At 58.3% G+C, this 23980-nt stretch carries 25 protein-coding genes; 17 read left to right on the top strand and 8 right to left on the bottom strand.

From position 1 onward, the window contains the following. Window positions 1-12: 12 nt before the first annotated feature. A complete protein-coding gene (locus RSE16_12960; protein WRH75602.1) occupies window positions 13-1011 on the bottom strand; it encodes a D-glycerate dehydrogenase in 999 nt (332 codons plus the stop codon). A gap of 111 nt (window positions 1012-1122) precedes the next feature. Here RSE16_12960 and RSE16_12955 point away from each other — a divergent pair, with 111 nt between their 5' ends. The 4 genes from RSE16_12955 (at window position 1123) to RSE16_12940 (ending at window position 5809) form a co-directional block, all read left to right on the top strand. After that, window positions 1123-1596 carry an SH3 domain-containing protein gene (locus RSE16_12955; GenBank protein ID WRH75601.1) on the top strand — a complete coding sequence of 158 codons (474 nt, stop codon included), beginning with the start codon at window positions 1123-1125 and terminating at the stop codon, window positions 1594-1596. 80 nt (window positions 1597-1676) lie between these two features. After that, on the top strand, window positions 1677-2333 hold the full coding sequence (locus RSE16_12950) for a hypothetical protein (protein WRH75600.1): 657 nt from the start codon (window positions 1677-1679) through the stop codon (window positions 2331-2333). Between the two features lie 59 nt (window positions 2334-2392). After that, the gene (gene polA, locus RSE16_12945) at window positions 2393-5209 is read left to right on the top strand and encodes a DNA polymerase I (GenBank protein ID WRH75599.1); all 2817 of its coding nucleotides are present in this window, start codon (window positions 2393-2395) and stop codon (window positions 5207-5209) included. 48 nt (window positions 5210-5257) lie between these two features. Then, window positions 5258-5809 (top strand): lipocalin family protein, encoded by a 552-nt coding sequence (locus RSE16_12940; GenBank protein ID WRH75598.1) that lies wholly within the window; start codon window positions 5258-5260, stop codon window positions 5807-5809. Here RSE16_12940 and RSE16_12935 read toward each other — a convergent pair whose 3' ends face one another. Then, window positions 5810-6325, bottom strand: a complete 516-nt coding sequence (locus tag RSE16_12935; protein ID WRH75597.1) for a hypothetical protein — start codon at window positions 6323-6325, stop codon at window positions 5810-5812. Between the two features lie 152 nt (window positions 6326-6477). Here RSE16_12935 and RSE16_12930 point away from each other — a divergent pair, with 152 nt between their 5' ends. Beyond that, window positions 6478-7533, top strand: a complete 1056-nt coding sequence (locus tag RSE16_12930) for an acyl-CoA desaturase (GenBank protein ID WRH75596.1) — start codon at window positions 6478-6480, stop codon at window positions 7531-7533. On the opposite strand, the gene RSE16_12925 is transcribed toward RSE16_12930, so the two are convergent. Continuing rightward, complete coding sequence (locus RSE16_12925) at window positions 7530-8423, bottom strand: prephenate dehydratase (protein WRH75595.1); 894 nt, start codon at window positions 8421-8423, stop codon at window positions 7530-7532. The two genes, RSE16_12930 and RSE16_12925, sit on opposite strands and share 4 nt — an antisense overlap. 149 nt (window positions 8424-8572) lie before the next feature. Here RSE16_12925 and RSE16_12920 point away from each other — a divergent pair, with 149 nt between their 5' ends. After that, window positions 8573-9202 carry a cytochrome c family protein gene (locus RSE16_12920; protein ID WRH75594.1) on the top strand — a complete coding sequence of 210 codons (630 nt, stop codon included), beginning with the start codon at window positions 8573-8575 and terminating at the stop codon, window positions 9200-9202. Beyond that, complete coding sequence (locus RSE16_12915; protein ID WRH75593.1) at window positions 9199-9630, top strand: cytochrome c family protein; 432 nt, start codon at window positions 9199-9201, stop codon at window positions 9628-9630. Before RSE16_12920 ends, RSE16_12915 begins: the two co-directional genes overlap by 4 nt. 40 nt (window positions 9631-9670) lie before the next feature. Here RSE16_12915 and RSE16_12910 read toward each other — a convergent pair whose 3' ends face one another. Both RSE16_12910 and RSE16_12905 read right to left on the bottom strand, forming a co-directional pair. Further along, on the bottom strand, window positions 9671-10546 hold the full coding sequence (locus RSE16_12910; protein ID WRH75592.1) for an LOG family protein: 876 nt from the start codon (window positions 10544-10546) through the stop codon (window positions 9671-9673). Window positions 10547-10587: 41 nt separating this feature from the next. After that, window positions 10588-11238 (bottom strand): extensin family protein, encoded by a 651-nt coding sequence (locus RSE16_12905; GenBank protein ID WRH75591.1) that lies wholly within the window; start codon window positions 11236-11238, stop codon window positions 10588-10590. Between the two features lie 89 nt (window positions 11239-11327). On the opposite strand from RSE16_12905, the gene RSE16_12900 reads away from it, so the two are divergent. From RSE16_12900 to RSE16_12880, 5 genes are all read left to right on the top strand, one after another. After that, window positions 11328-11918 (top strand): ferric reductase-like transmembrane domain-containing protein, encoded by a 591-nt coding sequence (locus RSE16_12900; protein ID WRH75590.1) that lies wholly within the window; start codon window positions 11328-11330, stop codon window positions 11916-11918. Window positions 11919-11920: 2 nt separating this feature from the next. Further along, window positions 11921-12235: a PepSY domain-containing protein gene (locus RSE16_12895; protein ID WRH75589.1), complete on the top strand. Its 315-nt coding sequence runs from the start codon at window positions 11921-11923 to the stop codon at window positions 12233-12235. A gap of 92 nt (window positions 12236-12327) precedes the next feature. After that, window positions 12328-13449, top strand: coding sequence for a phosphoserine transaminase (locus RSE16_12890; protein ID WRH75588.1), 1122 nt, complete (start codon window positions 12328-12330; stop codon window positions 13447-13449). Window positions 13450-13557: 108 nt separating this feature from the next. Then, a complete protein-coding gene (gene serA, locus RSE16_12885; protein WRH75587.1) occupies window positions 13558-15141 on the top strand; it encodes a phosphoglycerate dehydrogenase in 1584 nt (527 codons plus the stop codon). Between the two features lie 154 nt (window positions 15142-15295). Next, window positions 15296-16357 (top strand): ATP phosphoribosyltransferase regulatory subunit, encoded by a 1062-nt coding sequence (locus tag RSE16_12880; protein ID WRH75586.1) that lies wholly within the window; start codon window positions 15296-15298, stop codon window positions 16355-16357. Between the two features lie 25 nt (window positions 16358-16382). Here the strand turns inward: RSE16_12880 and RSE16_12875 are convergent, their stop codons facing one another. Further along, on the bottom strand, window positions 16383-17444 hold the full coding sequence (locus tag RSE16_12875) for an alpha/beta hydrolase (protein ID WRH75585.1): 1062 nt from the start codon (window positions 17442-17444) through the stop codon (window positions 16383-16385). 142 nt (window positions 17445-17586) lie between these two features. Here RSE16_12875 and RSE16_12870 point away from each other — a divergent pair, with 142 nt between their 5' ends. Continuing rightward, a complete protein-coding gene (locus RSE16_12870; protein WRH75584.1) occupies window positions 17587-18876 on the top strand; it encodes an adenylosuccinate synthase in 1290 nt (429 codons plus the stop codon). 71 nt (window positions 18877-18947) lie between these two features. After that, a complete protein-coding gene (locus RSE16_12865) occupies window positions 18948-19742 on the top strand; it encodes a class II aldolase/adducin family protein (protein WRH75583.1) in 795 nt (264 codons plus the stop codon). On the opposite strand, the gene RSE16_12860 is transcribed toward RSE16_12865, so the two are convergent. Further along, window positions 19739-20014: a DUF167 domain-containing protein gene (locus RSE16_12860; GenBank protein WRH75582.1), complete on the bottom strand. Its 276-nt coding sequence runs from the start codon at window positions 20012-20014 to the stop codon at window positions 19739-19741. The genes RSE16_12865 and RSE16_12860 overlap by 4 nt on opposite strands. Before the next feature lie 81 nt (window positions 20015-20095). Between RSE16_12860 and RSE16_12855 the strand changes: the two genes are divergently transcribed. The 3 genes from RSE16_12855 to prfB all read left to right on the top strand — a co-directional run bounded on the left by RSE16_12855 (window position 20096) and on the right by prfB (window position 23150). Further along, on the top strand, window positions 20096-21229 hold the full coding sequence (locus RSE16_12855) for an acyl-CoA dehydrogenase family protein (GenBank protein ID WRH75581.1): 1134 nt from the start codon (window positions 20096-20098) through the stop codon (window positions 21227-21229). 10 nt (window positions 21230-21239) lie between these two features. Beyond that, window positions 21240-21938 carry an acyl-CoA dehydrogenase family protein gene (locus RSE16_12850; protein ID WRH75580.1) on the top strand — a complete coding sequence of 233 codons (699 nt, stop codon included), beginning with the start codon at window positions 21240-21242 and terminating at the stop codon, window positions 21936-21938. An 84-nt stretch (window positions 21939-22022) separates the two neighbouring features. Further along, window positions 22023-23150 carry a peptide chain release factor 2 gene (gene prfB, locus RSE16_12845; GenBank protein ID WRH75579.1) on the top strand — a complete coding sequence of 376 codons (1128 nt, stop codon included), beginning with the start codon at window positions 22023-22025 and terminating at the stop codon, window positions 23148-23150. 1 nt (window position 23151) lies between these two features. Here prfB and RSE16_12840 read toward each other — a convergent pair whose 3' ends face one another. After that, window positions 23152-23934, bottom strand: coding sequence for an SDR family oxidoreductase (locus RSE16_12840; GenBank protein WRH75578.1), 783 nt, complete (start codon window positions 23932-23934; stop codon window positions 23152-23154). Between the last annotated feature and the right edge of the window lie 46 nt (window positions 23935-23980).

Here is a 23980-nt window from a genome sequence, read left to right as displayed (position 1 = left end):
TTGGCCATCTGTTCATGCCCAACCATCGAGTACCTGATCGGGCGGCCTGTGACCGTCGCTGAATATCCGGATATTGGCGATCACCTTCTCGCCCGATGCCTCGCGCCCTTCATAAGTGGCGCTGCCAAGGTGCGGCAAAAGCACGGCATTGGGGATTGAAAGGAAGCGCGGGTCGATTGCGGGTTCGTGGTTATAGACATCGAGGCCCGCACCCGCGATCCGTCCGCGCTGAAGCGCTTCGATCAATGCATCGTCGTCAACCAGTTCGCCACGCGAGCTGTTGATCAGATAGCCGTCCCGTTTCATCAAGCCGATGCGCTGCCGGTTCATGATCCGGTTGGTTTCCGCTGTCAGCGGGCAATGCAGCGTTACGATGTCTGCGCGCGCAACAAGCCGATCCAGGTCGGGCTCGAAAGCAATGCCGAGTTCCTCTTCGACGCTGGCGGGCAGGCGGTGCCGCTTGTTGTAGAGGATGTTCATGCCAAAGGCACGGGCGCGTACCGCAACGGCTTCTCCGATCCGCCCGAACCCGATAATCCCCAGTGTTTTGCCGCCGATCCGGTGGCCCAGCATGCCCGTCGGCGTCCAGCCTTGCCATTCGCCAGACCGCATCAGCCTGTGCCCTTCGCCCAGCCGGCGCGGAACGTTGAGGATCAAGGCCATGGTGAGGTCGGCCGTATCCTCTGTAAACACCCCCGGGGTGTTAGTGACAAGAATTCCCTTCGCCTTTGCAGCGGCAAGATCGATATGGTTCACGCCTGCGCCGAAATTGGCGAAGAGCCGAAGCGAGGGTGGTGCCCGTTCTATAAGGGCAACGTCGATGCGGTCGGTTACGGTAGGTACCAGCACATCTGCATCCTGCATCAATGCGGCAATTTCGTCTGCTGAAAGCGGCCGATCCTCTGCATTGAAGCGGCAATCGAACAATTCGTTCATCCGCGCTTCAATCTGGGGAAGCAATTTGCGGGTAACGGCGACGCGGGGACGTTCGATGCGTTGGAATTGGGTCATGCAGCAATCCCTAGGGCGCTTCACGCGCGGGCGTCAAGACATCGGTCTTGAACTGTCGATGCCGCTTACACTATAGGGGGCTTGGGGGTTGGATACAGGCGGTCCAATATTATGAAAAATAATGTAAAATTGCTCATACTCGGAGCATTGACGCTGGCAGCATCAGCCGTTGCAGCTCAGACCGTGCGCAAGACGCCTTACTGGGCCTCGATCGAGGAACCGGAGGCGCGTATGCGCACTGGCCCCAGTACGGAATTTCCTGTGAAATGGGTGTATAAGCGTCAGGATTTGCCCGTGAAGGTGATCTCTGTGCACGAAGTCTGGCGAAAGGTCGAAGATCCGGATGGCGATCAGGGTTGGATGCATGTCCGTCTGTTAAGCCCGACGCGCACGGCCATCGTGATTGCGCCGGGCATTTCGGAATTGCGTGATGCCCCGTCGGGAACGGCGCGCATATCCTGGCGCGTAGAAAAAGGCGTGATCGGCAAAATCGACGATTGCCAAAAGGGCTGGTGCCGCCTCGATATCACAGGTCGCATCGGATATATTGAAGCCAGCCGGGTTTGGGGCGAGGAGGCCCCTTAATCCGTCTATTTGGCCATCCGGGCTTTCACTATTTCTTTCCTACTTTGGTTGTATTTCGCGATAACCGAATGGAGTAGAAATTGTCAGCCATCACCACTTTGCAGTTGCTGGGCCTTGCTGGGCTGCTGTCTTATGGCGCGGCGCGGCTCGTCGCCAAGACAGGGCTGATTGGTTACAGCCGATACACGCTGGTTGCTGTGCCGGTGACAGGCATGCCCAAAATGCCGCGCGGTTACCGGGTGGAGAATATGTCGCTTGATCAGCTTGGTGACCTGCCGATCAATGTGCGCAAGGAAGAGCAGGAGCGTTGGTTCGCCCAAGGCATGAAATGTCTGGTTGCTTTTAATTCCAAGGATGAATGCGTCGGGGCCAATTGGCTCGGGCCCGGGCCCTTTGACGAGATCATGGTGCATTTGCGCTTTGCAGTGCCAGAGGCTGCCGCCTGGGATACCGGCCTTTGGATACCGCCAGAGCATAGGCTGGGTCGAGGATTTTCGGCATTGTGGGCGGGAACTGCAGACTGGCTGCACGCCCATGGCCGGCAATGGTCGATGAGCTGGATTGCAGATTATAATCTGCCATCGCTGCTCTCGCACAAACGCATGCAATCGCAGGTCGTCGGCCACATCATGATTTTCCGTGTGGGTCCGTGGCAGTTCATGGCGCAGGGTCGGCCAAAGCTTGTGCGGATTGATCGCGGGGCCCGGCCGCTGATGCAGCTGTCTTTGCCTATATAGCCGGTTCTTCCGGTTCAATTTGGCGAGACTTCGCTCTGTCTCGCTGCTATCCGACCTGCATGTCTGATCACAAGCATCTTTATCTGGTCGATGGTTCCGCCTATATTTTTCGGGCCTATTACAGCCTGCCGCCGCTAACCAATCCGCAAGGCGTGCCCGTGGGCGCGGTCGCCGGCTATTCCAACATGCTGTGGAAACTGGCGAACGACCTGCATGCGGCCGACGGGCCGACGCACATGGCGGTGATATTGGACAAGTCCGGCACCAGTTTCCGCAACGAGATCTATGACAAATATAAGGCGAACCGTCCCGAAGCGCCTGAAGACCTGCGTCCGCAATTCCCGCTGATCCGCGATGCGACACGTGCTTTCTCGCTGCCGATGATCGAGGAACCCGATGTTGAGGCGGATGACATGATCGCCAGCTATACAAAGGAAGCGCGCGCACAGGGATGGGACGTAACTATCATCTCGTCAGACAAGGATCTGATGCAGTTGATTGGTGATCGCGTCGACATGTTCGACACGATGAAAGACAAGCGCATCGGTCGCGACGAGGTGATGGAGAAGTTCGGCGTTGGTCCTGAAAAGGTCGGTGACGTATTGGCGCTGATGGGTGACACTGCGGATAATGTTCCGGGTATCGCAGGGATTGGCCCGAAAACGGCATCCAAGCTGATCACCGAATATGGCGATCTGGAAAGTGCCTTGGCCGCTGCGTCATCGATGAAGCCTTCGAAAATGCGCGACAATCTGGTCGAGCAAGCCGACATGGCGCGGCTTTCGAAGATATTGGTGACGCTGAAAGACGATTGTCCCTTGCCCATTGCATTGGACGATTTGGAATTGCGCCCGATCCCCGAAGGCCCCTTGCGTCCCTTTCTGGAGGAGCATGGCTTTCGAGGGTTGTTGAACCGTATCGGAAAAACCAGCGATACGGCTGCTGCCAATAAGGCGATTGCGGGTCAGCCGAAAATGGAGCGCAGCAGCAATGGCGCCGTCGCCGCGCCCGAAGCGGGCAAGGCTGCATCTCCTATGGCAATGCCGCCGATGGATCTTGATGCCTATGAATGCGTCACCACGATCGAACGGCTGGATCATTGGATTGCAGAGGCCAGCAGTGCCGGTATGGTCGGTTTTGATACCGAAACCGACAGTTTGCAGGCCGTAACCGCGCGGCTGATTGGGTTCAGTCTGGCAACCGCACCTGGCAAGGCATGCTATGTCCCGCTTGGCCATGGCGGGACGGATATGTTTGCAGAGCGTCCGGATCAGATCCCGACCGAAGCCGCTTTGGCGCGGCTGAAACCGCTGTTGCAGGACGAAAGCGTCCTGAAGGTCGGGCAGAATCTCAAATATGATATGTCGGTGCTCCGCCAGCATGGCATCACCATCGCACCTTTCGACGATACCATGGCGATGAGCTTCGCGCTCGACGCCGGGCGGCAGGGCCATGGTATGGACGAATTGTCCGAACTCTATCTCGGCCACAAACCGATCACCTACAAATCGCTCACTGGCACCGGCAAAAGCCAAATCGGATTTGCCGAAGTGCCCTTGGTCGAGGCCACACGTTATGCGGCCGAGGACGCCGATGTCACCTTGCGCCTTTGGCACCATTTCAAATTGCGGCTGGCGCCAGAAAAGGTCACAAAGGTGTATGAAATGGTCGACAGGCCGCTGGTGCCGATACTGTCGGCGATGGAATGTGCCGGTATCAAGGTCGACAAGACGGTGTTGGCCCGGCTTTCAGGTGAATTTGCTGATCAGGGTGCGGCGCTCGAAAAGGAAATTCACGAGCTTGCCGGCCAGCCCTTTTCGATTGGCAGCCCGGTGCAGCTGGGAGCGATCCTGTTTGATAAAATGGGACTGAAGGGCGGCAAGAAAGGAAAGTCAGGGCAATATTCTACCGATGTCACCGTGCTCGAAGATCTGGCAGGGCAGGGGGTGACGATTGCCGGCAAAGTGCTCGAATGGCGGCAGCTATCGAAGCTGCGCTCGACTTATACCGATGCGCTGCAGGAACAGATTAACGCGCGCACCGGGCGCGTGCACACTAGCTACAGTCTGGTCGGCGCGCAGACCGGTCGCCTTTCGTCGACCGACCCCAATTTGCAGAATATTCCGATCCGCACCGAAATGGGTCGGCAGATCCGCGACGCCTTTGTCGCCGAGCCGGGAAATGTCATTCTGTCGGCTGACTATAGCCAGATCGAATTGCGGCTGGCGGCGCATATCGCTGATGTCGGGCCATTGCGCGAAGCCTTTGCCGAAGGCGAGGACATCCACGCCCGTACCGCGCGCGAATTGTTTGGAGAGGTCAATCGTGACACGCGCGGCCGGGCAAAGACGATCAACTTTTCGATCCTTTATGGCATTTCGCGCTGGGGCCTTGCCAAAAGGTTGGAATCGACGCCCGAAGAGGCGCAGCAATTGATCGACGCCTATTTCGCCCGCTTCCCCGGAATCAGCGCCTATATCCAGGAAACACTGGCCGACGTGAAGGAAAACGGCTTCACGACGACCTTGTTTGGTCGCAAATGCTGGTTCCCGCGGATCACGTCGCCGAACCAGGCCGAACGGCAGGGCAGCGAGCGCGCGGCGATCAACGCTCCGATTCAGGGAACAAGCGCCGACATTATCAAGCGGGCGATGGTGCGAATGGGGCCGGCGCTGATCGAAGCAGGCCTTCCCAATGTAAAGATGCTTTTGCAGGTGCATGATGAACTGGTGTTTGAACTGCCTGAAGGCGATGTGCCTGCTGCGCGCAAGCTGATTGAAACGGTGATGTCCAATGCTGCCGAACCGCTGGTCAAACTGACCGTCCCGCTGGGTGTCGAGATCGGGACAGGGCCGAGCTGGGGCGCGGCCCATTAGGGATAAATCCGCTATCGCGGAACCTATGGTGGCGGCGCAGGTTGTGCCATGATGAAAAAAATCCTCGCGTTTCTGCTCCTTGCCTTGCCTCTCGCTGCCTGTTCAACGCTGGAGGCTGGGCCAGTCGGCAACACGGCCGTGCCGCAGCCTGCCAAGGCAGTCGACCTCGATCGCTATCTCGGTCGCTGGTACGAACTTGCCCGCTATGAGGCCGGCTTTCAAAAAGGCTGCGAAGGCGTGACGGCGGATTACAGCCTGTCTGGCCCCGGGCAGATCAAGGTTCTCAACAGCTGTCGCAAGAACGGCCTTGGCGGAAAGCTGACGAGCGCGACAGGCAAGGCCAAAATCGTCGAAGGATCGGGCAATGCCAAATTGCGCGTTTCCTTTTTTGGCCCATTTTATGGCGATTATTGGGTACTCGACCGGGCTGATGACTATAGCTGGGCGATCGTTGGAGAGCCGAGCGGGCGCTATTTGTGGCTGCTGCATCGCCAGCCAAAACCGGGCGAGGCTGCGCTTGATGCGATGAAGCAGCGGGCCGCGACCTTGGGTTATGACGTCAATTTGTTGCGCGTGACGCAACAGCCAGGCGCCAACTGATCATTCGCGGATATTCACCGTCCCGCTGGTCTTGCCGTTGTCCGACGGTTCCAGGTCGATTGTAAAGGTTTCGCCGTCTTTCGTCTTGCCCGAAAGGCTTGCCGCATCGCCTGAAACCGGGATCGACTGCTTGGCAAATTGTTCGCGCAGCCAGCCGGCCACCTTCGCCGGTTCGGCAGGTGATGTGAAGCCGACGCGTACATCGGATTGCCGCTTGTCCCCCTTTTCATGGGCAGCAATATTGACGGTTTCGACCGTCGATCCAGGATAGAGCTTCACCCCGTCAATGTCGAAATCACTGTCGTTGAGCAGCTTTTTGGGCAGGCGGATATTGGCATCGAAGCCGGGAACCTTGACGCCGACATTCCCTGTTTTTCCATCGGCGGAAATCTCGACTGTCGAACCTGTTTCGGTCGTGGCGTCGACGTTTAACGACGTGCCCTGTTCCGGTTCATCCGATCCGCTGCATGCTGCCAGGCAGAGCGCTAGCGGGAGAATAGCGATCCATTTTTTCACAAGCCTTACCTCCATGTGTATTATCTGTATAATACAGCTTGCCATCTCAGTCAATATCGGTTCGACCGTCGTCATATGTGAATAGGATTGACAAAAGCGCTGCTTGTATAGCACTTTAGACGTTGGTGGCGTCTCAAATGGGGGGTTTGCTCATGCCGAAAGGCACCACGGGACTTTATCCGACTGATCGGCAGTGGGAACTTGCCGACAAGGGGCAGCCCCATCCGGGCGTATTGATTGGCGGCCCTACTGCGCGATCCAAACAGCTTGAATATAGCATTCTTGCGATCTTGCAGGTTGGAGGTGCCTTGGCGGCGGTCTGGTGGCTGTTCACAAACCCAAGCGGGTGGGTGGAATGGTCGGCCTTCATTTCCGGCTATCTGATCATCAATTATGGGTTGTCCTGCGGTTTTCACCGCTATTTCACACACCGCTCCTTCGAAACATCCCTGTGGATGCGCTATCTGATCGGCATTTGCGGGCAAATGGCCTGTCAGGGGTCTGTCAAGAAATGGGCCGCCGACCACAGGCGGCACCATGCCTTTTCCGATGAAGTGGGCGATTTGCACAGCCCGCATGTTGACGGCCATGGTAGGCGGATGGGCCCGTTCAAGGGATTGCTGATTTCGCATCTCGGCTGGTTATGGGATAATGCCCACACCGACATGCGTCTTTATGGTAAGGGTCTGGTCGGCGATCCCGTCGTAGAGTTCTGTCATCGCACCCGCTGGTTCTGGGTTGCCTTCTCACTGGTCCTTCTGCCCGCTGCATGGGCACTTGCCTTTGGCGGACCGGAACATGTCGTCGGCACCGTGCTGATCGGCGGGTTTTTACGCACCTTCATTTTCCTGAACGGGGTGATGGGCACCAACAGCCTTGCGCATTATTTCGGCTATCGCCGCTATCATGATGTGGGCAAGGCCACGAACAACTGGTTCATCACCATCCTCACACTGGGCGATGGCTGGCACAATAACCATCACGCACAGCCCCGCGCGGCCTCCAATCGGGTCGGCTGGTGGGAACTGGATTTCAACGGCTGGACGATCGAAACGCTGGGCAAGATGGGGCTGGTCTGGAACGTCCAGAAACGCGACAAGAATCGCCCTGCCGGTTTTCCTGAGCCGCATGAGATGGTCGGGAAGCCGGTGATGGCCTTTGCCGAACCGGAAAAGGCGCAGACAAAGGCGGACGAATTGGTGGCCTAGCCCCTTTTGCGGGCCTGCGGATAGGTGCCTAACAGGCGAACCTTGTTGCAATGGAAACGCAATTCATCAAGCGCGCGGTCAACCGCTGGGTCCCCGGGCGCACCTTCGATATCCGCGAAGAATTCGGTTGCAGAAAAGCTCGCGCCATTCTGATAGCTCTCCAGCTTGGTCATATTGATGCCGTTGGTCGCAAAGCCGCCCATTGCTTTATAGAGTGCGGCGGGAATGTTCTTCACCTCAAAGATGAATGTCGTCATCAACTGGCCCGCATCTTGATCTGGTACAGCGGCGTCGCGCGATAGCACAACAAAACGGGTGGTATTGCGATCATCGTCCTCGATGCCATGCTCGATCATGTGCAAGCCATATAATTCGGCCGCGATGGGCGGAGCGACAGCCGAAGCGCCCAGATCATCGCCGTCGGCAACAAAGGCGGCGGCCGCAGCTGTGTCGGCATAGGCAATAGGCGTGATCCCCTTTGCCCGAAGATAATGGCGGCATTGGCCCAGCGCTTGCGGATGGCTCATCGCTGTGGTGAGTTTGGCATCCGCACTTTTAGCCAGAAGGCAGTGGCGTATCCGCATGAAATGCTCGCCTATGATCGAAAGCCCGCTTTCCGGCAGCAGGAAATGGATGTCGGCAACGCGGCCATGCAGCGAGTTTTCAATGGGGATGACAGCGCGATCAGCGCGGCCTTCCTTCACTGCGTCAATGGCGTCCTCGAACGAAAAACAGGGTAAGGGAAGGCAATCCGGATCAACTTCAAGTGCCGCTAGATGCGAGTTTGCCCCTGGCGCACCCTGAAACGCAACTGCGCGCGCCGGGGTTGCAATTGCCTCTGCCGTCATTTCGCGGACAAGGTTGAGAGCGCTCTTTGGATAGCTTTCCATGATATGGCAGGCCGATAGGCGAGCAATAACAGGCGGGCAAGCGGGATTTGGCCTATTGCACGCGCGGGGTTGGCGCACTAGAGGAGCGAGGGAATCAATCAGGGCCGCTTTTCGCGGGGCCCATATCGGAAAATCAGGGTAATTCTCATATGGCAGATCGCAACAATACCATCGCAGGTTGGGTGCTGGCAGCGGGCATCGTGGCACTCGGTGGTTCCATCCTGTTCGGCAAGATCATCCACGGCGATGTGCCCGGTGAGGGCAAGCAGGGTTATGTGATCCAGGGCGTCGAGAGCGGTGAAGGCGGCGGTGAAGCTGCCGTGCCTTTGGCCACTTTGCTCGCCTCTGCCGACATAGCGAAAGGCGAAGCCATTTATAAGAAGTGCATGGCCTGCCATACAATCAATCAAGGCGGTGCCAATGGCATCGGTCCCAACCTCTACGCTGTCATGGGACAGAAGCATGGTCATATTGCCGGTTTCGCTTACTCCGAAGCGTTGCTGAAGGCACCCGGCATGTGGGACTGGGAAAATATGGACAGGTGGTTGGCCAACCCCAAAAAATATGCCCCCGGCACCAAGATGAGCTTTGCCGGCCTCGGCAATCCTGAAGAGCGCGCGTCACTCTTGCTGTATCTGAACGCGCAGGGCTCGAACCTGCCACTCCCGCCGCCGCCGGCTGCTGCACCTGCTGAAGGTGAGGCTGCCGCTGCTCCTGCCGAGGGTGAAGCCGAGGCTGCTGCTGCCGCTCCCGCTGCTGCAGAGGCTCCCGCGAAATGAAGGTCCGGCTGACGGTCGTCGCACTCACACTGGCTCTTGCGGCCTGTGGCGGTGGCGGTCAGCAGGAAGCCGCAGCGCCTGAAGGCGGTGCGTCGGCAACCGCCGGCGCCGATCCTGCTGCGTCGACAGCAATGGCGGGTGAAAAGAGCTTCGCCAAATGCGCCGCCTGTCACAAGGTTCAGAAGGACGCACTGCATGGTGTTGGCCCGAACCTGCACGGCATTGTCGGCAAGGCAGTCGGTTCCGCAGACGGCTATAATTACTCCGTGGCGATGAAGACGCATGGCGGCGTATGGGATGCTGCTACGCTCGATGCGTATCTGGAAAATCCGCGTAAGGCGATTCCGGGGACGAAGATGGCATTTGCCGGCATCAACAATGCCGAAGAGCGCAAAATCTTGATCGATTATTTGGCCGCGCAAAAATAAGCGTTGCCCCCTCCCTTATGGGGGAGGGTATTGATTGCGATCAGTCGCATTCCTCCAGATCGTAAAACGCTACGATTTCGGCCCACGCTTGTTCGGCGGTTTCGACCATCTGGAAAAGGTCAAGATCCTTGGGGCTGATCACCCCTTCAAGCATCAATTCCTCAAAATTCACCACCCGTTCCCAGAACTGCTTGCCAAACAGCAGGATCGGCATCGGTTCGATCTTGCCAGTCTGGACCAGTGTCAGCAGTTCGAAAAATTCGTCAAAGGTGCCAAATCCGCCCGGGAAGACCGCGACGGCGCGGGCGCGCAACAGGAAGTGCATCTTACGCAGCGCAAAATAGTGGAAACGGAAGCTGAGGTCCGGAGTCACATATTCATTGGGTGCCTGTTCGTGCGGCAGGACGATGTTTAGCCCGATCGTGTCTGCGCCCACATCGCGCGCGCCGCGATTTGCAGCTTCCATGATTGACGGCCCTCCGCCGGAACAGACTACGAAATGGCGTTTGCCATCTTCGTCCTTGATGTGGCTGCTGCTCGCCAATTGGGCTAATTTTCGGGCCTCTTCATAATATTGTGACTTTTCCTTCATGCGCTCTGCGATGGTCCGTTCGCGGTCATCGGTCGCGTTGACGAAAAGTGCATCAACAGCATCGGGCGCGGGGATGCGGGCGGACCCGTAAATCACGAGGGTGGAGGCAACAGCCGCTTCATCCAGAAGCATTTCGGGTTTCAGCAACTCGAGCTGAAAGCGCACCGGCCTCAATTCTTCGCGGAGCAGAAATTCACTGTCCTGAAATGCCAGCTTGTAGGATTTACTGAGGGTTTGCGGAGTTTCCGGCGTTAGGTCTTTGGCAAACTTGGCTTCTTGTTTCGCTTTGTAGAAGCGGCGATCTTGCAAATCTTTTTGTGTCATTTTGGTTGAGATAAGCGCTTTGGTTGGCAATATCCACCCTGTCATCGACAATAAGCACTGCCATCATTCATGGATTGCGCCATGTCGAAATGAAAATGGTTGGCATGCGCGCTGTTATAATCGGGCCCCAATACCGTGCCAAAGCGCTTGCAGGCGGATTGATGCAAACGACGCAGAAATGCGCGTTCGTCACTGCGGCCGTTCCATCCGTTCAGCACAGAAACGCGCCGGCCGTCGCGCAATATGAAGGCGGAAATGTCCACGGCATTGCCAAAAGCATGTTCGGAAAGCTTGCCGCTGCGGCCGCCATTGACGTTGCGGCAGTTATAGGTTCCCATGGTTTCGATCCGCACGACCTCACTGCCCAGATAGGCTTGGGCGGCGGGGCGGACAGCATGTTTTGCCCAGGCCGCGAAGTTGGCAGCCAAAGGGCAGGTCATTGGACCCAAATTGGTCGCTTCGGGCGAAAAGGACATGAGCTTGATCGTGTCGATCGTGCGGCATCCACCGGCGAAGTTCTGGTTTGGAAGCGGCGTGAAACGCACTTCTGCCGCTTTCAATGATGCAAGGCACTGTCGGGACAAGTCAGTGCGGAAAGCATCATTGTCGCGCCGGACCGTTTCGCGATCTGAACGGCCGCCGCAAGCGGTGACCAAAAGGGCGAGCAAAAGAATGGCGATGCTACGCGACATGACGGCATTCCTGCACTATTCTTGGTTAACAAATGGTAAATGCCGAAAAAGGCTTGATCGCAAGGCGGGAGCGGGTTAGCGATGCGCTAATGAGAACGATTATCAATAATAGGATTCTGTTCTGGATAGTGCTGGGTCTGCCGGCATTGGCGCTGCTGTTTGAATTTTCGCTGGGCCGGATCGACATGATGGACATGATCCACCCCACCGGAGAATGGTCGGCGCGGCTGATGATCTTCGCGATGATCCTGTCTCCGCTCGTTTCGCTTTTGGGCGCGCAGAAATGGCTGCAATGGCTGGTTGTCCGCCGCCGTGCCATTGGTGTTGCCGCCTTTATCTATGCGGTTCTGCATCTGGTCTTTTACCTGATCGACATGGGTAATCTGGACGATATCCTTGCCGAGTGGCTGGCGCCGGGTATCTGGACCGGATGGGCCGCCTTCCTTCTCATGCTGCCGCTTGCACTGACCAGTAATGACAGGTCGATGCGTTTGCTGCGGGCAGGATGGAAAAAACTGCAACGGCTTGTCTATCCGGCCGCCGTCCTGACATTGCTGCACTGGATCTGGGTGCATAACAGCTACACCGCTGCCTTGGCGCATTTCGTGCCGCTGGGCCTTGTGCTGTTGGCCCGCTTTATCAAAAAACCACTTATCCCCCTGACACCCCAAGGAGTATGAATATGCGTAATCTGCTGCCCCTCGCGCTTGCCGGCGCCATTATTGCCCTCGTTCCGACATCGCCCGCCTCTGCCACGGGCGCAATCAAGTGCAAGCCGACGCCGCAGGCCAGTTGGAAGTCGCAGGACGCGCTCAAGGCAAAGCTCGTCAAGGAAGGTTGGACTGTCCGCAAGTCCAAGGTCGATGGCGGTTGCTATGAAGTATATGGCACTACTCCCGAAGGCGATCGCGTCGAGGCCTATTTCCACCCGGTCACGCTAGAAAAGCTTTATGTCGCGCGCCGCGGCGAGGTGCTGTTCCGCAAGCAAGGTTACTAAACAGTCGTTGACATTCCCGGGGCTGCGCCTAAACGCGGCTCCGGGCCACGCGGTCCCAACGCCGCGCGAGCTCTCTGCAAGGAGAGAATGACATGACGAGTAAACCAGCCGCCAAACCGGCGCGCCCCTATTTTTCTTCCGGTCCCTGCGCAAAGCCGCCGGGTTGGACCTCCGAAAAACTGAAAACCGAATCGCTTGGCCGTTCACATCGTGCCAAGATCGGCAAGACGCGCCTGCAATATTGCATCGATCTGATGCGCGAGATGCTCGACCTTCCGGAAACCCATCGCATCGGTATCGTACCGGGATCGGATACCGGTGCCTTTGAAATGGCGATGTGGACGATGCTTGGCGCGCGCGGCGTGACTGCGCTTGCATGGGAAAGCTTCGGAGAAGGCTGGGTCACCGATGCAGTCAAGCAGTTGAAGCTTGAGCCCAAGGTGCATCGCGCGGATTATGGCCAGCTTCCCGACCTGTCGAAGGTCGACTGGAATGACGATGTTCTTTTCACCTGGAATGGCACCACCAGTGGTGTGCGCGTACCGGACGGTGAATGGATTCCCGATGACCGCGAAGGCCTGTCCTTTGCCGACGCAACCAGTGCGGTTTTTGCCTATGACATTCCCTGGGACAAGATCGACGTCGCCACTTTCAGTTGGCAGAAAGTGCTGGGCGGAGAGGGCGGGCATGGCGTTCTGATCCTCGGTCCCCGCGCTGTGCAGCGGTTGGAGGAATATACCCCCGCATGGCCGCTTCCCAAGCTGTTCCGCCTGATGTCGAAAGGCGCGCTGGCTGAGGGTATATTCAAGGGTGAAACTATCAACACACCCTCGATGCTGGCAGTTGAAGATGCCATTTTCGCATTGGAATGGGCGCAATCCATTGGCGGTCTTTCAGGCCTGAAGGCGCGCAGCGATGCCAACGCCCATGCGCTCGACAAGATCGTTGCAGACCGTGTCTGGTTGAACCATCTGGCTGTCGACAGCGGCATTCGTTCGAAAACCAGCGTCTGCCTGTCGATCGAAGGCGCCGATGCCGATTTCATCAAGAAATTTGCCGGTCTACTGGAAGCCGAAGGTGCGGCCTATGATATCGCCGGATATCGCGATGCCCCCCCGGGCCTGCGCATCTGGTGCGGCGCGACCGTCGATACAGCTGATATCGAGGCCCTTGCACCTTGGCTCGACTGGGCGTTTGCAACTCTGAATGCGTGAGCCGTCGCCCCGGCCTAGGCCGGGGCCGCAGCCGCCTTACGCCGCACCCGATAAACACATCTCCAACGGCCCCTGCTTTGTCAGGGGCGACGTAAAGGGAACAATGTAATGACCAAACCCCGCGTACTCATTTCCGACAAGATGGACCCGAACGCTGCCGTGATTTTTCGCGAGCGTGGCTGCGAAGTCGATGAAATCACTGGCAAGACCCCTGAAGAACTGAAAGCGATCATCGGCCAATATGACGGTCTTGCGATCCGCAGCTCAACCAAAGTGACGCAGGAAATCCTGGATGCCGCGCCCAATCTGAAGGTTGTAGGCCGCGCTGGGATCGGCGTCGACAATGTCGATATCCCTGCAGCCTCGGCAAAAGGCGTAGTCGTGATGAACACGCCGTTCGGCAATTCGATCACGACCGCCGAACATGCGATTGCGCTCATGTTTGCGCTCGCACGCCAGATCCCGGAGGCGAACACCCAGACGCAAGCCGGCAAATGGCCGAAAAACGACTTCATGGGTGTTGAAGTGACCGGCAAGACCCTGGGCCTGATCGGCGCCGGGAATATCGGCAGCATCGTTGCCAGCCGTGCCCTTGGTCTCAAGATGAAGGTGGTGGCTTTCGACCCGTTCCTGACGCCCGAACGGGCGATTGAAATGGGCGTCGAAAAGGCCGATCTCGATACGCTGTTTGCGAAGGCCGATTTCATCACGCTGCACACGCCGCTGACGGACCAGACGCGCAACATCCTGAGCCGTGAGAATATTGCCAAGTGCAAGAAAGGCGTGCGGATTATCAACTGTGCGCGTGGCGGCCTTGTCGATGAAGCCGCGCTCAAGGACGCGCTCGACAGCGGTCAGGTTGCAGGTGCGGCGCTCGACGTGTTCCAGACGGAGCCTGCCAAGGATTCGCCTTTGTTTGGTACGCCCAATTTCATCTGTACCCCGCATCTGGGCGCATCGACCAACGAAGCGCAGGTGAATGTGGCGCTGCAGGTGGCAGAGCAGATGGCCGACTATCTGGTCAGCGGCGGCGTAACCAATGCTTTGAACATGCCGAGTCTTTCGGCCGAGGAAGCCCCGAAGCTGCGCCCCTATATGGCGTTGGCGCAACAATTGGGGTCGTTGATCGGCCAGTTGTCGCATGGCGATCTGACGCAGGTCAGCGTCGAAGTTGAAGGCGCTGCGGCAGAACTGAACATCAAGCCGATCACGGCTGCGGTGCTTTCGGGCTTCATGCGTCGTTTTTCGGACGCGGTGAACATGGTCAACGCGCCCTATCTCGCAAAGGAACGCGGCATGGACATACGCGAAGTGCGCCATGACCGCGAAGGCGATTACCACACATTATTGCGCGTATCGGTGAAAACCGATGTCGGAGAGCGTTCGGTTGCAGGCACGATTTTCAGCAATGGCACGCCGCGGCTGGTCGAACTGTTTGGCGTAAAGGTCGAAGCCGATCTTGAAGGGCATATGCTCTACATCGTCAATCAGGATGCGCCCGGTTTCATCGGCCGTCTGGGAACCACATTGGGTGAAGCCGATATCAATATCGGTACCTTCCATCTCGGCCGGCAGGAAGCGGGCGGCGTTGCCATTCTGCTGCTTTCGGTCGATACGCCGGTGCCGGCCACCGTTCTTGAGACAATTCACAATCTGCCTGGCGTGAAACGCGCGATGGCGCTCAAATTTTGAGGTCCGCTTAAGCTTGCCATTCCCGCGCATGCAGGGATCCATGGTCTGGAATGCCGGTTTTCGGTAACGCCGGACCATGGTCCCCTGATCAAGCCGAGGGTGGCAAGTGTGTTTTCGCTTGAAACCTTGTGTTCGAAACGCCACCGCTTTCCGCATGACCAACAGCCTGCTTCCCACCGGTTTTCGTGACCGCCTGCCACCCGAGGCTGATGCCTCCGCACGGCTGGTGCGGGCCATTCTCGATACCGCCGCCAGTTTCGGCTATGAACGTGTGCAGGCTCCGCTTGCCGAGTTTGAAAGCAGCCTGACGGGCAGCCTTGGCACGTCGGCGCGAGATTTGCTGCGCTTTGTTGATCCGGTTTCGGGTGAGACGATGGCTGTACGTTCCGACATAACCGGCCAGATCGGCCGCATTGCCACTACGCGCATGGGTCACCATCCGCGCCCTGTGCGCCTCTCCTATGGCGGCCCGGTGGTCAAGCTGCGTGCCACGCAACTACGGCCCGAACGCGAGATGATGCAGGTTGGCGCTGAGCTCATCGGGCTCGACTCGGTCGCAGCGGCAAGCGAAGTTGTGCAGGTCGCGCTGGAAGGGCTGAAGGCTGCCGGGGCGAAGGAATTGACACTCGACCTCACCATGCCTGACCTGATCGACACATTGGCACCGCAGGGTGATGTTGCCGCGTTAAAGGCAGCGCTCGACGCGAAGGATGCGGGCGCGGTACCAGCCGAATTTGCACCCCTGATCGCTGCTGCCGGTCCGCTCCCCGAGGCGCTGGACAGGATGCGCGCATTTGACGCCGACGGACGACTGAAGGAGCGGCTTGATGCGATTGCCGCGATTGCCGATTCCGTACCGGCGGACGTGCGTGTCACGCTGGATCCTACCGAACTCCATGGCTTTGAATATCAAAGCTGGTTTGGTTTTTCGCTATTCTCCGGCCACGCGTCCGGCGAGATTGGCCGCGGCGGGAGCTACCGGATTGGCGAGGAACCCGCTGTGGGCTTTTCGGCTTATATCGATCCGCTGATCGACGCCGGCCTTGCTCAAGGGGAACGCCGCCGCCTTTTCCTGCCGATTGGTACTCTGCCGCAAAAGGCCGCTGCGCTTCGGGCGGAGGGCTGGGTAGCAGTGGCCCAGATGAACCCCGACGACAGCGCCGAAGCGCAGATCTGTTCGCACGTGCTGGTCAACGGGCGTCCGGAACCGATCTGAACCGCGCTCGCGCTGCTGCCGCAACTCATTTATCGAAAAGCTGTTCCAACCAGGCGTCGACCACGGGCGTGGCCGGATAATCAGGGTCGCCCAATTTACGGTTGATCTCGGCATGGCCGCGCATCCCCTTTCCGGAAAAGGCTTCAAGCTGCACGTCGGCGCCACCCTTGCGCAGTGCCTTAGCTAATGCTTCCGACTGCCGCTTGCCGTCGGCCCGCTCGACATGGAGAATCAGGAACGCCTTCGCATTCGGCCCATCTGCGTGCCAATAGGGCGACAGTGCCTTTTGACGCGCGGGATCTGTCCCAAAGGCGTCGGCATATGTGTCCTGCATGATTTTCGCGCCGTCGGCCATTTGAGCAGGTACATCATATGCAGCACCGTCAATTGGAACAACCCCGGCAAGCAATCCGAGATCATGCCCGGCGGCGCGCAGATATTTTGGATCACTGCCGACCAGCGCTGATAGATGCGCGCCGGCACTATGCCCCATTAGCACTATCCGCGATGGGTCGATGCCCATTTTCACAGCATTTTTCGAAAGATGGGCAAGTGCGGCCGCCACGTCTGCCGCTTGCTGCTCAACGCTGGCGGCGGGCACGAGCCGATAATTGATGGAGGTGAAATGATAGCCGCGTCCTGTGTAATGGGTGATCTTGTCGCTTCCGGTGGCGTTGCGTTTATCGCCCCGTTTCCAGCCGCCGCCATGGACAAAGACGATCAGCGGTGCCCGGATCTTGTTTGTCTTGGCCTTGTAGAAATCCAGCCGTTGCAATGGATTGTCGCCATAGCTTTGTTCGACGCCGCCCAATGCGGCCAATCGCTGCCCATCCTGCGCGGGGGCGTTTGTTTGGCCGTCACCCATGCGCGCCTGAACCCGGGCACGAATTTCCGCCGAGCAGTTTTCCGGCAATGCCGATGATTTGTCCTGCAGGCATTCGCGTAATTTGCCGCGCTCCTGGCCGCACAGTTCGATAATTTGCTGGCGGCATTCTCTGCTCAACCGCTCGGCGCCGCGCTGGGCTTGCACTGCGCCAGCCAAGATTGCGACGCTTGCCGCTGCCACGATCCAGTTTCGCATCATCATTCCTTCGCGTCTTATTTTGGGTGGACGAGGTGCGTCCATTTTCATAACGGGACGTAAGGCGAATCCCTTCGCAGAAATTTCCTTCTGTGCAGAAAAAGGCCAACGGGGTGCAATTGTCCCCGATCCCCAAAGGGAAAATCACATGGCAAATGTTACCGTAATCGGCGCGCAATGGGGCGACGAGGGCAAGGGCAAGATTGTCGACTGGCTGGCGAGCCGCGCGGACGCAGTCGTTCGTTTCCAAGGTGGCCATAATGCCGGTCATACGCTGGTCGTCGGCGACCAGACCTACAAACTCTCCTTGTTGCCATCCGGCATCGTAACCGGCACGCTATCGATTATTGGCAATGGCGTGGTGCTCGATCCTTGGCATCTGAAGAGCGAGATTGAAAAGCTTGAAGGGCAGGGCGTTGCTATCAACACCGAAAACTTTGCGATTGCAGACAATTGCCCGCTGATCCTGCCAATCCACCGCGATCTGGATGGGCTGCGCGAAACCGCCGCTGGTTCGGGCAAGATCGGTACAACAGGCCGGGGCATCGGCCCTGCCTATGAAGACAAGGTCGGTCGCCGCGCGATCCGCGTTTGCGATCTGGCGCATCTTGATGCGCTAGATGCGCAACTGGACCGCCTGTGCGCGCACCATGATGCTTTACGTGCAGGCTTTGGCGAGCCGCCAGTTGATCGTGAGCGCCTGCTCCGCGACCTGCGCGAAATCGCGCCCTTTGTGCTGCAATATGCCCAGCCTGTATGGCGCCGCCTGAAAAAGGTGCGCAAGGCGGGTGCACGCATATTGTTTGAAGGTGCACAGGGTGTGCTTCTCGATGTCGATCATGGCACCTATCCCTTTGTCACCAGCTCCAACACGGTCAGCGGGACTGCCGCATCTGGATCGGGTCTGGGCCCCAATGCAACGGGCTTCGTTCTCGGTATCGTCAAGGCCTATACCACCCGTGTCGGATCGGGGCCGTTCCCGACCGAGTTGGAAGATGAAATCGGCCAACGTCTTGGCGAACGTGGACATGAATTCGGCACCGTCACCGGGCGCAAGCGGCGCTGCGGTTGGTTCGATGCGGTGATCGTGCGGCAGAGCTGCGCGGTATCGGGTGTCACCGGTATCGCGCTGACGAAGCTTGACGTCCTCGACGGGTTTGAAACAATCCGCATCTGCACCGGTTACCGCCTCAACGGCAAAATACTGGATTATCTGCCCAGCCATGCTGCCGATCAGGCGAATGTCGAGCCGATTTACGAAGAAATGCCCGGCTGGCAGGAAACCACTGCTGGTGCACGCAGCTGGGCCGATCTGCCGGCGCAGGCGATCAAATATGTTCAGCGTATCCAGGAGCTTATCGAAACGCCTGTGGCGCTGGTCAGCACTTCGCCCGAGCGGGAGGATACCATTTTGGTGCGCGATCCTTTTGCGGACTGATCGGTTTTTGAAAATCCGTTGAAACCGTTGCAAAAGCGGTCAATGATGATGGGAAATCTCAGGAGAGAGACATGTCGGTAATGATGAACACTGCGAACGCTGCCAATGATGACCATATTCGCGGCGCGGTAAGCGAGGAAGAATGGGCGGTGCGCGTTGATCTTGCCGCTGCCTACCGGCTGGTTGCTTATTATGGCTGGGATGATCTGATCTTTACCCATCTTTCCGCTCGCGTGCCGGGGCCAGAACATCATTTCCTGATCAACCCCTATGACATGATGTTTGAGGAAATCACTGCCTCGTCGTTGGTCAAGATTGATGTCGAAGGCCAACCGGTGGTTCCGACGGCACATCCGGTGAACCCTGCTGGCTTCACCATCCATAGCGCCATCCACATGGCCCGCGATGATGCCCATGCCGTGATGCATCTGCACACCCCTGCGGGTCAGGCCGTCAGCGCGATGGCAGAGGGGCTTTTGCCGCACACACAGACCGCGATGATCGCGAAACACAATGTTGCCTATCACGAATATGAAGGCATCGCGACCGACCTTGATGAACGCGAACGGTTGGTAGAGGATCTTGGCGACAAGCATGCGATGATCCTGCGTAACCATGGCACATTGGCGGTCGGCCAAAGTGTCGCGGACTGCTTCCTGCGGCTCTATTTTCTTGAACGCGCCTGTGACGCACAGGTGAAGATGCTGTCGGCCGGTCGTGAAAACCTCCACACGCCGCCGCAGGGCGTGGAAGGGAAAGTCGAAACCCAGTCGCCTGCGGGCGGTATGGCGATGTTGGCGCAAGGGCTTGCTTGGCCTGCTTTGCTGCGCAAATTGGACCGGATCGATCCCAGCTACCGCAACTAGAGACGGATAGCGACCCGCTTTTGCCGGCTGGTCGCGCCGCTCAACAGTTCAATATTGCGAATTGGCAGGTCGAGTAGCTCAGCAATTTGCAAAAGCACGGCCCTGTTTGCCCGGCCGTCTTCGGCTGCGGTGCGGGTCCAGATCTTTAGCATTCCGTTTTCGATAGCGGCGCGTTCGACGCGCGCACCGGGCACGACACGAAGCGACAGTTCACCCCGTGCATCGATCAGGCCACGAATGGCGTCGATATCGGGGCTGGATGAATGCGGCATCGGTTCTCCTTAGTATCACATTTGCATTATGCGAGTTCACCATCTTGCACAGCCCCTGCGCCGCTGGCATGGCTGATCTTGATGCAACAAAGCTTTACTATATTCCCTTTCGATCTGCCGGGCGATGTTACCACATTGCGGGCGGATATTCGTGCTTTTCTTGGCGCTCATGCCGTAAAGCTAGGCGTCCCCAATTGCTGGTTGATCAGCGACCCTGATTTTTCAAAGGCGTTGGGTGCAGCTGGTTTTCTTGGCATGACCTTGCCGAAAGACGTTGGTGGGCATGATCGCCATCCGCTTGAACGCTATGTGGTTATTGAAGAATTGTTGGCTGCCGGGGCACCGGTGGGCGCACATTGGATTGCCGACCGGCAAACGGCCCCGCTGATCCTGCGCTATGGCAGCGACGAAGCCAAGGCACGCTATCTGCCCGGAATGTGTGCCGGTGAACTCTATGCCTGCATCGGTCTTTCTGAACCCGGCGCTGGATCGGATCTGGCCTCTGTCCGCTCGACGGCGCGGCTGACGACTGAAGGCTGGCGGATTTCGGGGCAGAAGATCTGGACCTCGGGTGCGCATCTCAGTCATGTCATGCTCGCGCTGGTGCGCAGCGAGGAAGGCAGCGAACGCAATGCCGGCCTTTCGCAATTCCTGATCCCGATGGATGCGCCCGGCGTCACCATTCGCCCGATTATCGACATGTCAGGCGAACATCATTTCAACGAAGTGTTCTTTGACGATGTGCTGTTGCCCGAATGGGCACTTATCGGCACGCGCGGGCAGGGTTGGACGCAGGCGACTGCCGAACTGGCACTCGAACGGTCTGGCCCTGAACGTTATTTGTCGAGCCATGTGTTGATGACCGCACTGATCGACGCGGCAGGGACTGATCCCGATCCGGAATTGCGCACCCTGATCGGCGAATTGACCGCTGAACTGTGGACGTTGCGGCAGATGTCTATGTCTACTGCCGCAAAATTGGCGGCGGGTGAGGACCCGATGGTCGAAGCCTCGATGGTGAAGGATCTAGGTAATAGTTTCGAGCAAGCCCTGCCGCAGCGCGTGCAAGCTTTGGTCGATTGCCCCTCAACCCGGCAGGATGACCTTGCAAAATTGATGCGATCACTGCTGATCTCGGCGCCCAGCTTTTCACTGCGCGGCGGCACGCGCGAAATCATCCGCGGGATCATTGCGCGGGGGCTGGGTTTGAGATGAGGGTTTTGGCATGAGCGAGCAGCGCAGCCTTTTGTGCGATACGGCAGAGGCGGTTTTCGCCGAAGCCGCCAGCGGGGGCATGGCCCCTGTCGAAGCGGCGGGTTTCGGACAATTGCTGACGGCCGATTTTGGCGGCGACTGGGGCGATGCCTTTGCCGTGCTTCGGATAGCGGGAGCGAAAGTGCCGCATTTGCCTGTTGGCGAACTGATTGTTGGCGGGGACATTACCCGCCCGCAAGGCGCGTTCATCCGCGTTGCGCAGGCCGCTGGCGCGCTTGATGCTGCGTTGGCGATGAGCATCGATTATGTGAACACCCGCCAGCAGTTTGGAAAGCCGCTGGGTAAGTTTCAGGCGGTGCAGCAGGTGCTGGCAATATTCGCGACCGAGGCAGCCGCGGTCAATGTTGCCGGTGCGGCCGCAGCAGCAGCGCTTGATCGTGCCAATGGTGATTTCGACGTCGCCCTTTTCGAGGTTGCCTGTGCCAAGCTGCGCATGAACAAGGCGATCGGGGTGGCGGCGAGCATTGCCCATCAGGTCCATGGTGCAATCGGCTTTACCCGCGAATATGATCTCCACAAGCTTACCGGGCCATTGGTCGACTGGCGTTCAGACCATGGCAATGACGCCTATTGGTCCGGGATATTGGGCGGCATGACGGCACAGATGGGCGGAGCCGGTTTATGGGCAGAGGTGACGCGGCGCGGGTGAATTTGTGTTTGGCCCGCTTTGACTTGCCAACGCTTTCCGCTAAAGGCCGCAGCCTGACATCAAGCCTGAAATTGGAGTTTCCCCATGCGCGCCGATGCGCAATCCCTGGTCGAACGGATCGACGCCGCCCTTAATCTCGTCAAGATGTCGCTCGACTGGGATCGTGCGCTGCGCCGCCTTGATGAATTGAACGCGCGCGTCGAGGATCCCAAGCTGTGGGACAATCCGAAGAAGGCCGAAGAGGTGATGCGCGAACGACGCCGCCTTGATGCTGCCATTTCGACCGTCAAGGAAATCGACGCAGATAAAAGCGGAACCGTTGAACTGATCGAGCTTGCTGAGATGGAAGGCGATGAAGGCCTTGCCGATGAAGGTGTGGCATCGCTCAAGGCGCTTGCTGACAGGGCTGACAAGGACAAGGTATCCGCCTTGCTGTCGGGCGAGGCTGATCCGCTCGACACCTTTATTGAAATCCATGCTGGCGCTGGGGGAACCGAAAGCCAGGATTGGGCCGAAATGCTGTTTCGCATGTACAGCCGCTGGGCCGAACAGCGCGGCTATAAGGTTGATACTATCGAATATCAGGCAGGTGACACCGCCGGCATCAAATCGGCGACGATCATGGTCAAAGGCGAGAATGCATATGGCTACGCCAAGACCGAGAGCGGCGTCCACCGGCTGGTTCGCATATCGCCCTATGATTCATCTGCGCGGCGGCACACCTCGTTCAGCTCGGTCTGGGTCTATCCGGTGATCGATGACAGTTTCGAAATCGATATCAACCCGGCCGACCTCAAGATCGACACCTATCGCGCATCGGGCGCTGGTGGGCAGCACGTTAACACCACAGACTCCGCCGTTCGCATCACGCACGCGCCGTCGGGAATTGTCGTCGCCAGCCAGGTTGACCGCAGCCAGCACAAGAACCGCGAAATTGCGATGGGCATGTTGAAGGCGCGGCTGTTCGAAGCCGAAATGCGCAAGCGTGAGGAAGCGGCGAGCGCCGAACATGCGGCAAAGACCGATATCGGTTGGGGCCACCAGATCCGTTCCTATGTCCTTCAGCCCTATCAGATGGTGAAGGATTTGCGCACAGGCGTGACCAGCCCGACCCCGGCCGATGTGCTCGACGGCGACCTTGATGATTTCATCGCTGCCGCGCTTGCCCAGCGCGTGACAGGTGAAGCCGTGTCGGTCGAGGATGTGGACTAGTCTAGTCTCCCGGTGAGGCCACGCTTCCGGCGAGCAATCCGCCATCAAGGTGCAGTTCACTGCCCGTCATATAGGTGGCATCGTCTGATGCGAGGAGCAGCGCCAGCGCCGCAACCTCTTCGACCGTGCCGAAACGCTTGAGCGGTGTGTCTGATACCATCGCGGCCATCCGCTTTTCGCGATCGGGGCCATTGCCGATCAGCGCTTCCCACATCGGGGTCAGGATCGCGGCAGGATGAATCGAATTGCACCGGATACGCCAGCCTTGCTGCGCGCAGTAAAGCGCGACCGACTTGCTATGGTTCCGGATCGCCGCCTTGGATGAGGCATAGGCGGCCGCCCCGGATATGCCGACAAGGCCAGAGCGCGACGACATGTTGATGATCGCGCCTTCGCCTTTCGCTTTCATGGCGCCGATCGCATAGCGGCAGCCGAGAAAGGTACCATCAAGGTTTACAGCATGGACCCTGTGCCATTCGGCAAGGCTCGCATGTTCGGGATCGTGCGGGGCAGGCCCATCTTCAAAACCGGTAATTCCGGCATTGTTCACCACTATGTCGATGGTCGGATATGATGCGGCAAGCCTGTGCCAGTCGGCTTCCGAAGACACGTCGAGTTCGAAGAAACTGCCTCCGATCTTGTCGGCGACTTTCCGCCCGTTTTCGGCGTCGACATCGGCAACGATCACATGCGCCCCTTCGCGGGCAAACACATGGGCGATGGCTTCGCCGATCCCGCGGGCGCCCCCGGTGACAAGGGCGGATTTGTTTTCAAGCTTGGGCATGGGGTATTCCTTGAGAGCATCAGGGATTGTTGTTCCCGCGAAAGCG

The organism is Sphingobium sp. (assembly GCA_035196065.1).
Lineage (GTDB): Bacteria > Pseudomonadota > Alphaproteobacteria > Sphingomonadales > Sphingomonadaceae > Sphingorhabdus_B > Sphingorhabdus_B rara.
Note: the sequence above shows the minus strand (reverse complement) of the source record. Positions and strands in the feature narration are given on the sequence as shown.

Excerpts from the sequence above, each read along its gene's own strand:
- RSE16_12890 (WRH75588.1), top strand. The coding sequence starts at position 12,328 with ATGACGAGTAAACCAGCCGCCAAACCGGCGCGCCCCTATTTTTCTTCC.
- RSE16_12940 (WRH75598.1), top strand. The coding sequence starts at position 5,258 with ATGATGAAAAAAATCCTCGCGTTTCTGCTCCTTGCCTTGCCTCTCGCT.
- RSE16_12910 (WRH75592.1), bottom strand. The coding sequence starts at position 10,546 with ATGACACAAAAAGATTTGCAAGATCGCCGCTTCTACAAAGCGAAACAA.
- RSE16_12915 (WRH75593.1), top strand. The coding sequence starts at position 9,199 with ATGAAGGTCCGGCTGACGGTCGTCGCACTCACACTGGCTCTTGCGGCC.
- RSE16_12870 (WRH75584.1), top strand. The coding sequence starts at position 17,587 with ATGGCAAATGTTACCGTAATCGGCGCGCAATGGGGCGACGAGGGCAAG.
- RSE16_12895 (WRH75589.1), top strand. The coding sequence starts at position 11,921 with ATGCGTAATCTGCTGCCCCTCGCGCTTGCCGGCGCCATTATTGCCCTC.
- RSE16_12855 (WRH75581.1), top strand. The coding sequence starts at position 20,096 with ATGCAACAAAGCTTTACTATATTCCCTTTCGATCTGCCGGGCGATGTT.
- RSE16_12875 (WRH75585.1), bottom strand. The coding sequence starts at position 17,444 with ATGATGATGCGAAACTGGATCGTGGCAGCGGCAAGCGTCGCAATCTTG.
- serA (WRH75587.1), top strand. The coding sequence starts at position 13,558 with ATGACCAAACCCCGCGTACTCATTTCCGACAAGATGGACCCGAACGCT.
- RSE16_12840 (WRH75578.1), bottom strand. The coding sequence starts at position 23,934 with ATGCCCAAGCTTGAAAACAAATCCGCCCTTGTCACCGGGGGCGCCCGC.
- RSE16_12960 (WRH75602.1), bottom strand. The coding sequence starts at position 1,011 with ATGACCCAATTCCAACGCATCGAACGTCCCCGCGTCGCCGTTACCCGC.
- RSE16_12880 (WRH75586.1), top strand. The coding sequence starts at position 15,296 with ATGACCAACAGCCTGCTTCCCACCGGTTTTCGTGACCGCCTGCCACCC.
- RSE16_12860 (WRH75582.1), bottom strand. The coding sequence starts at position 20,014 with ATGCCGCATTCATCCAGCCCCGATATCGACGCCATTCGTGGCCTGATC.
- RSE16_12900 (WRH75590.1), top strand. The coding sequence starts at position 11,328 with ATGAGAACGATTATCAATAATAGGATTCTGTTCTGGATAGTGCTGGGT.
- RSE16_12925 (WRH75595.1), bottom strand. The coding sequence starts at position 8,423 with ATGGAAAGCTATCCAAAGAGCGCTCTCAACCTTGTCCGCGAAATGACG.
- RSE16_12920 (WRH75594.1), top strand. The coding sequence starts at position 8,573 with ATGGCAGATCGCAACAATACCATCGCAGGTTGGGTGCTGGCAGCGGGC.
- polA (WRH75599.1), top strand. The coding sequence starts at position 2,393 with ATGTCTGATCACAAGCATCTTTATCTGGTCGATGGTTCCGCCTATATT.
- RSE16_12850 (WRH75580.1), top strand. The coding sequence starts at position 21,240 with ATGAGCGAGCAGCGCAGCCTTTTGTGCGATACGGCAGAGGCGGTTTTC.
- RSE16_12955 (WRH75601.1), top strand. The coding sequence starts at position 1,123 with ATGAAAAATAATGTAAAATTGCTCATACTCGGAGCATTGACGCTGGCA.
- prfB (WRH75579.1), top strand. The coding sequence starts at position 22,023 with ATGCGCGCCGATGCGCAATCCCTGGTCGAACGGATCGACGCCGCCCTT.
- RSE16_12930 (WRH75596.1), top strand. The coding sequence starts at position 6,478 with ATGCCGAAAGGCACCACGGGACTTTATCCGACTGATCGGCAGTGGGAA.
- RSE16_12905 (WRH75591.1), bottom strand. The coding sequence starts at position 11,238 with ATGTCGCGTAGCATCGCCATTCTTTTGCTCGCCCTTTTGGTCACCGCT.
- RSE16_12865 (WRH75583.1), top strand. The coding sequence starts at position 18,948 with ATGTCGGTAATGATGAACACTGCGAACGCTGCCAATGATGACCATATT.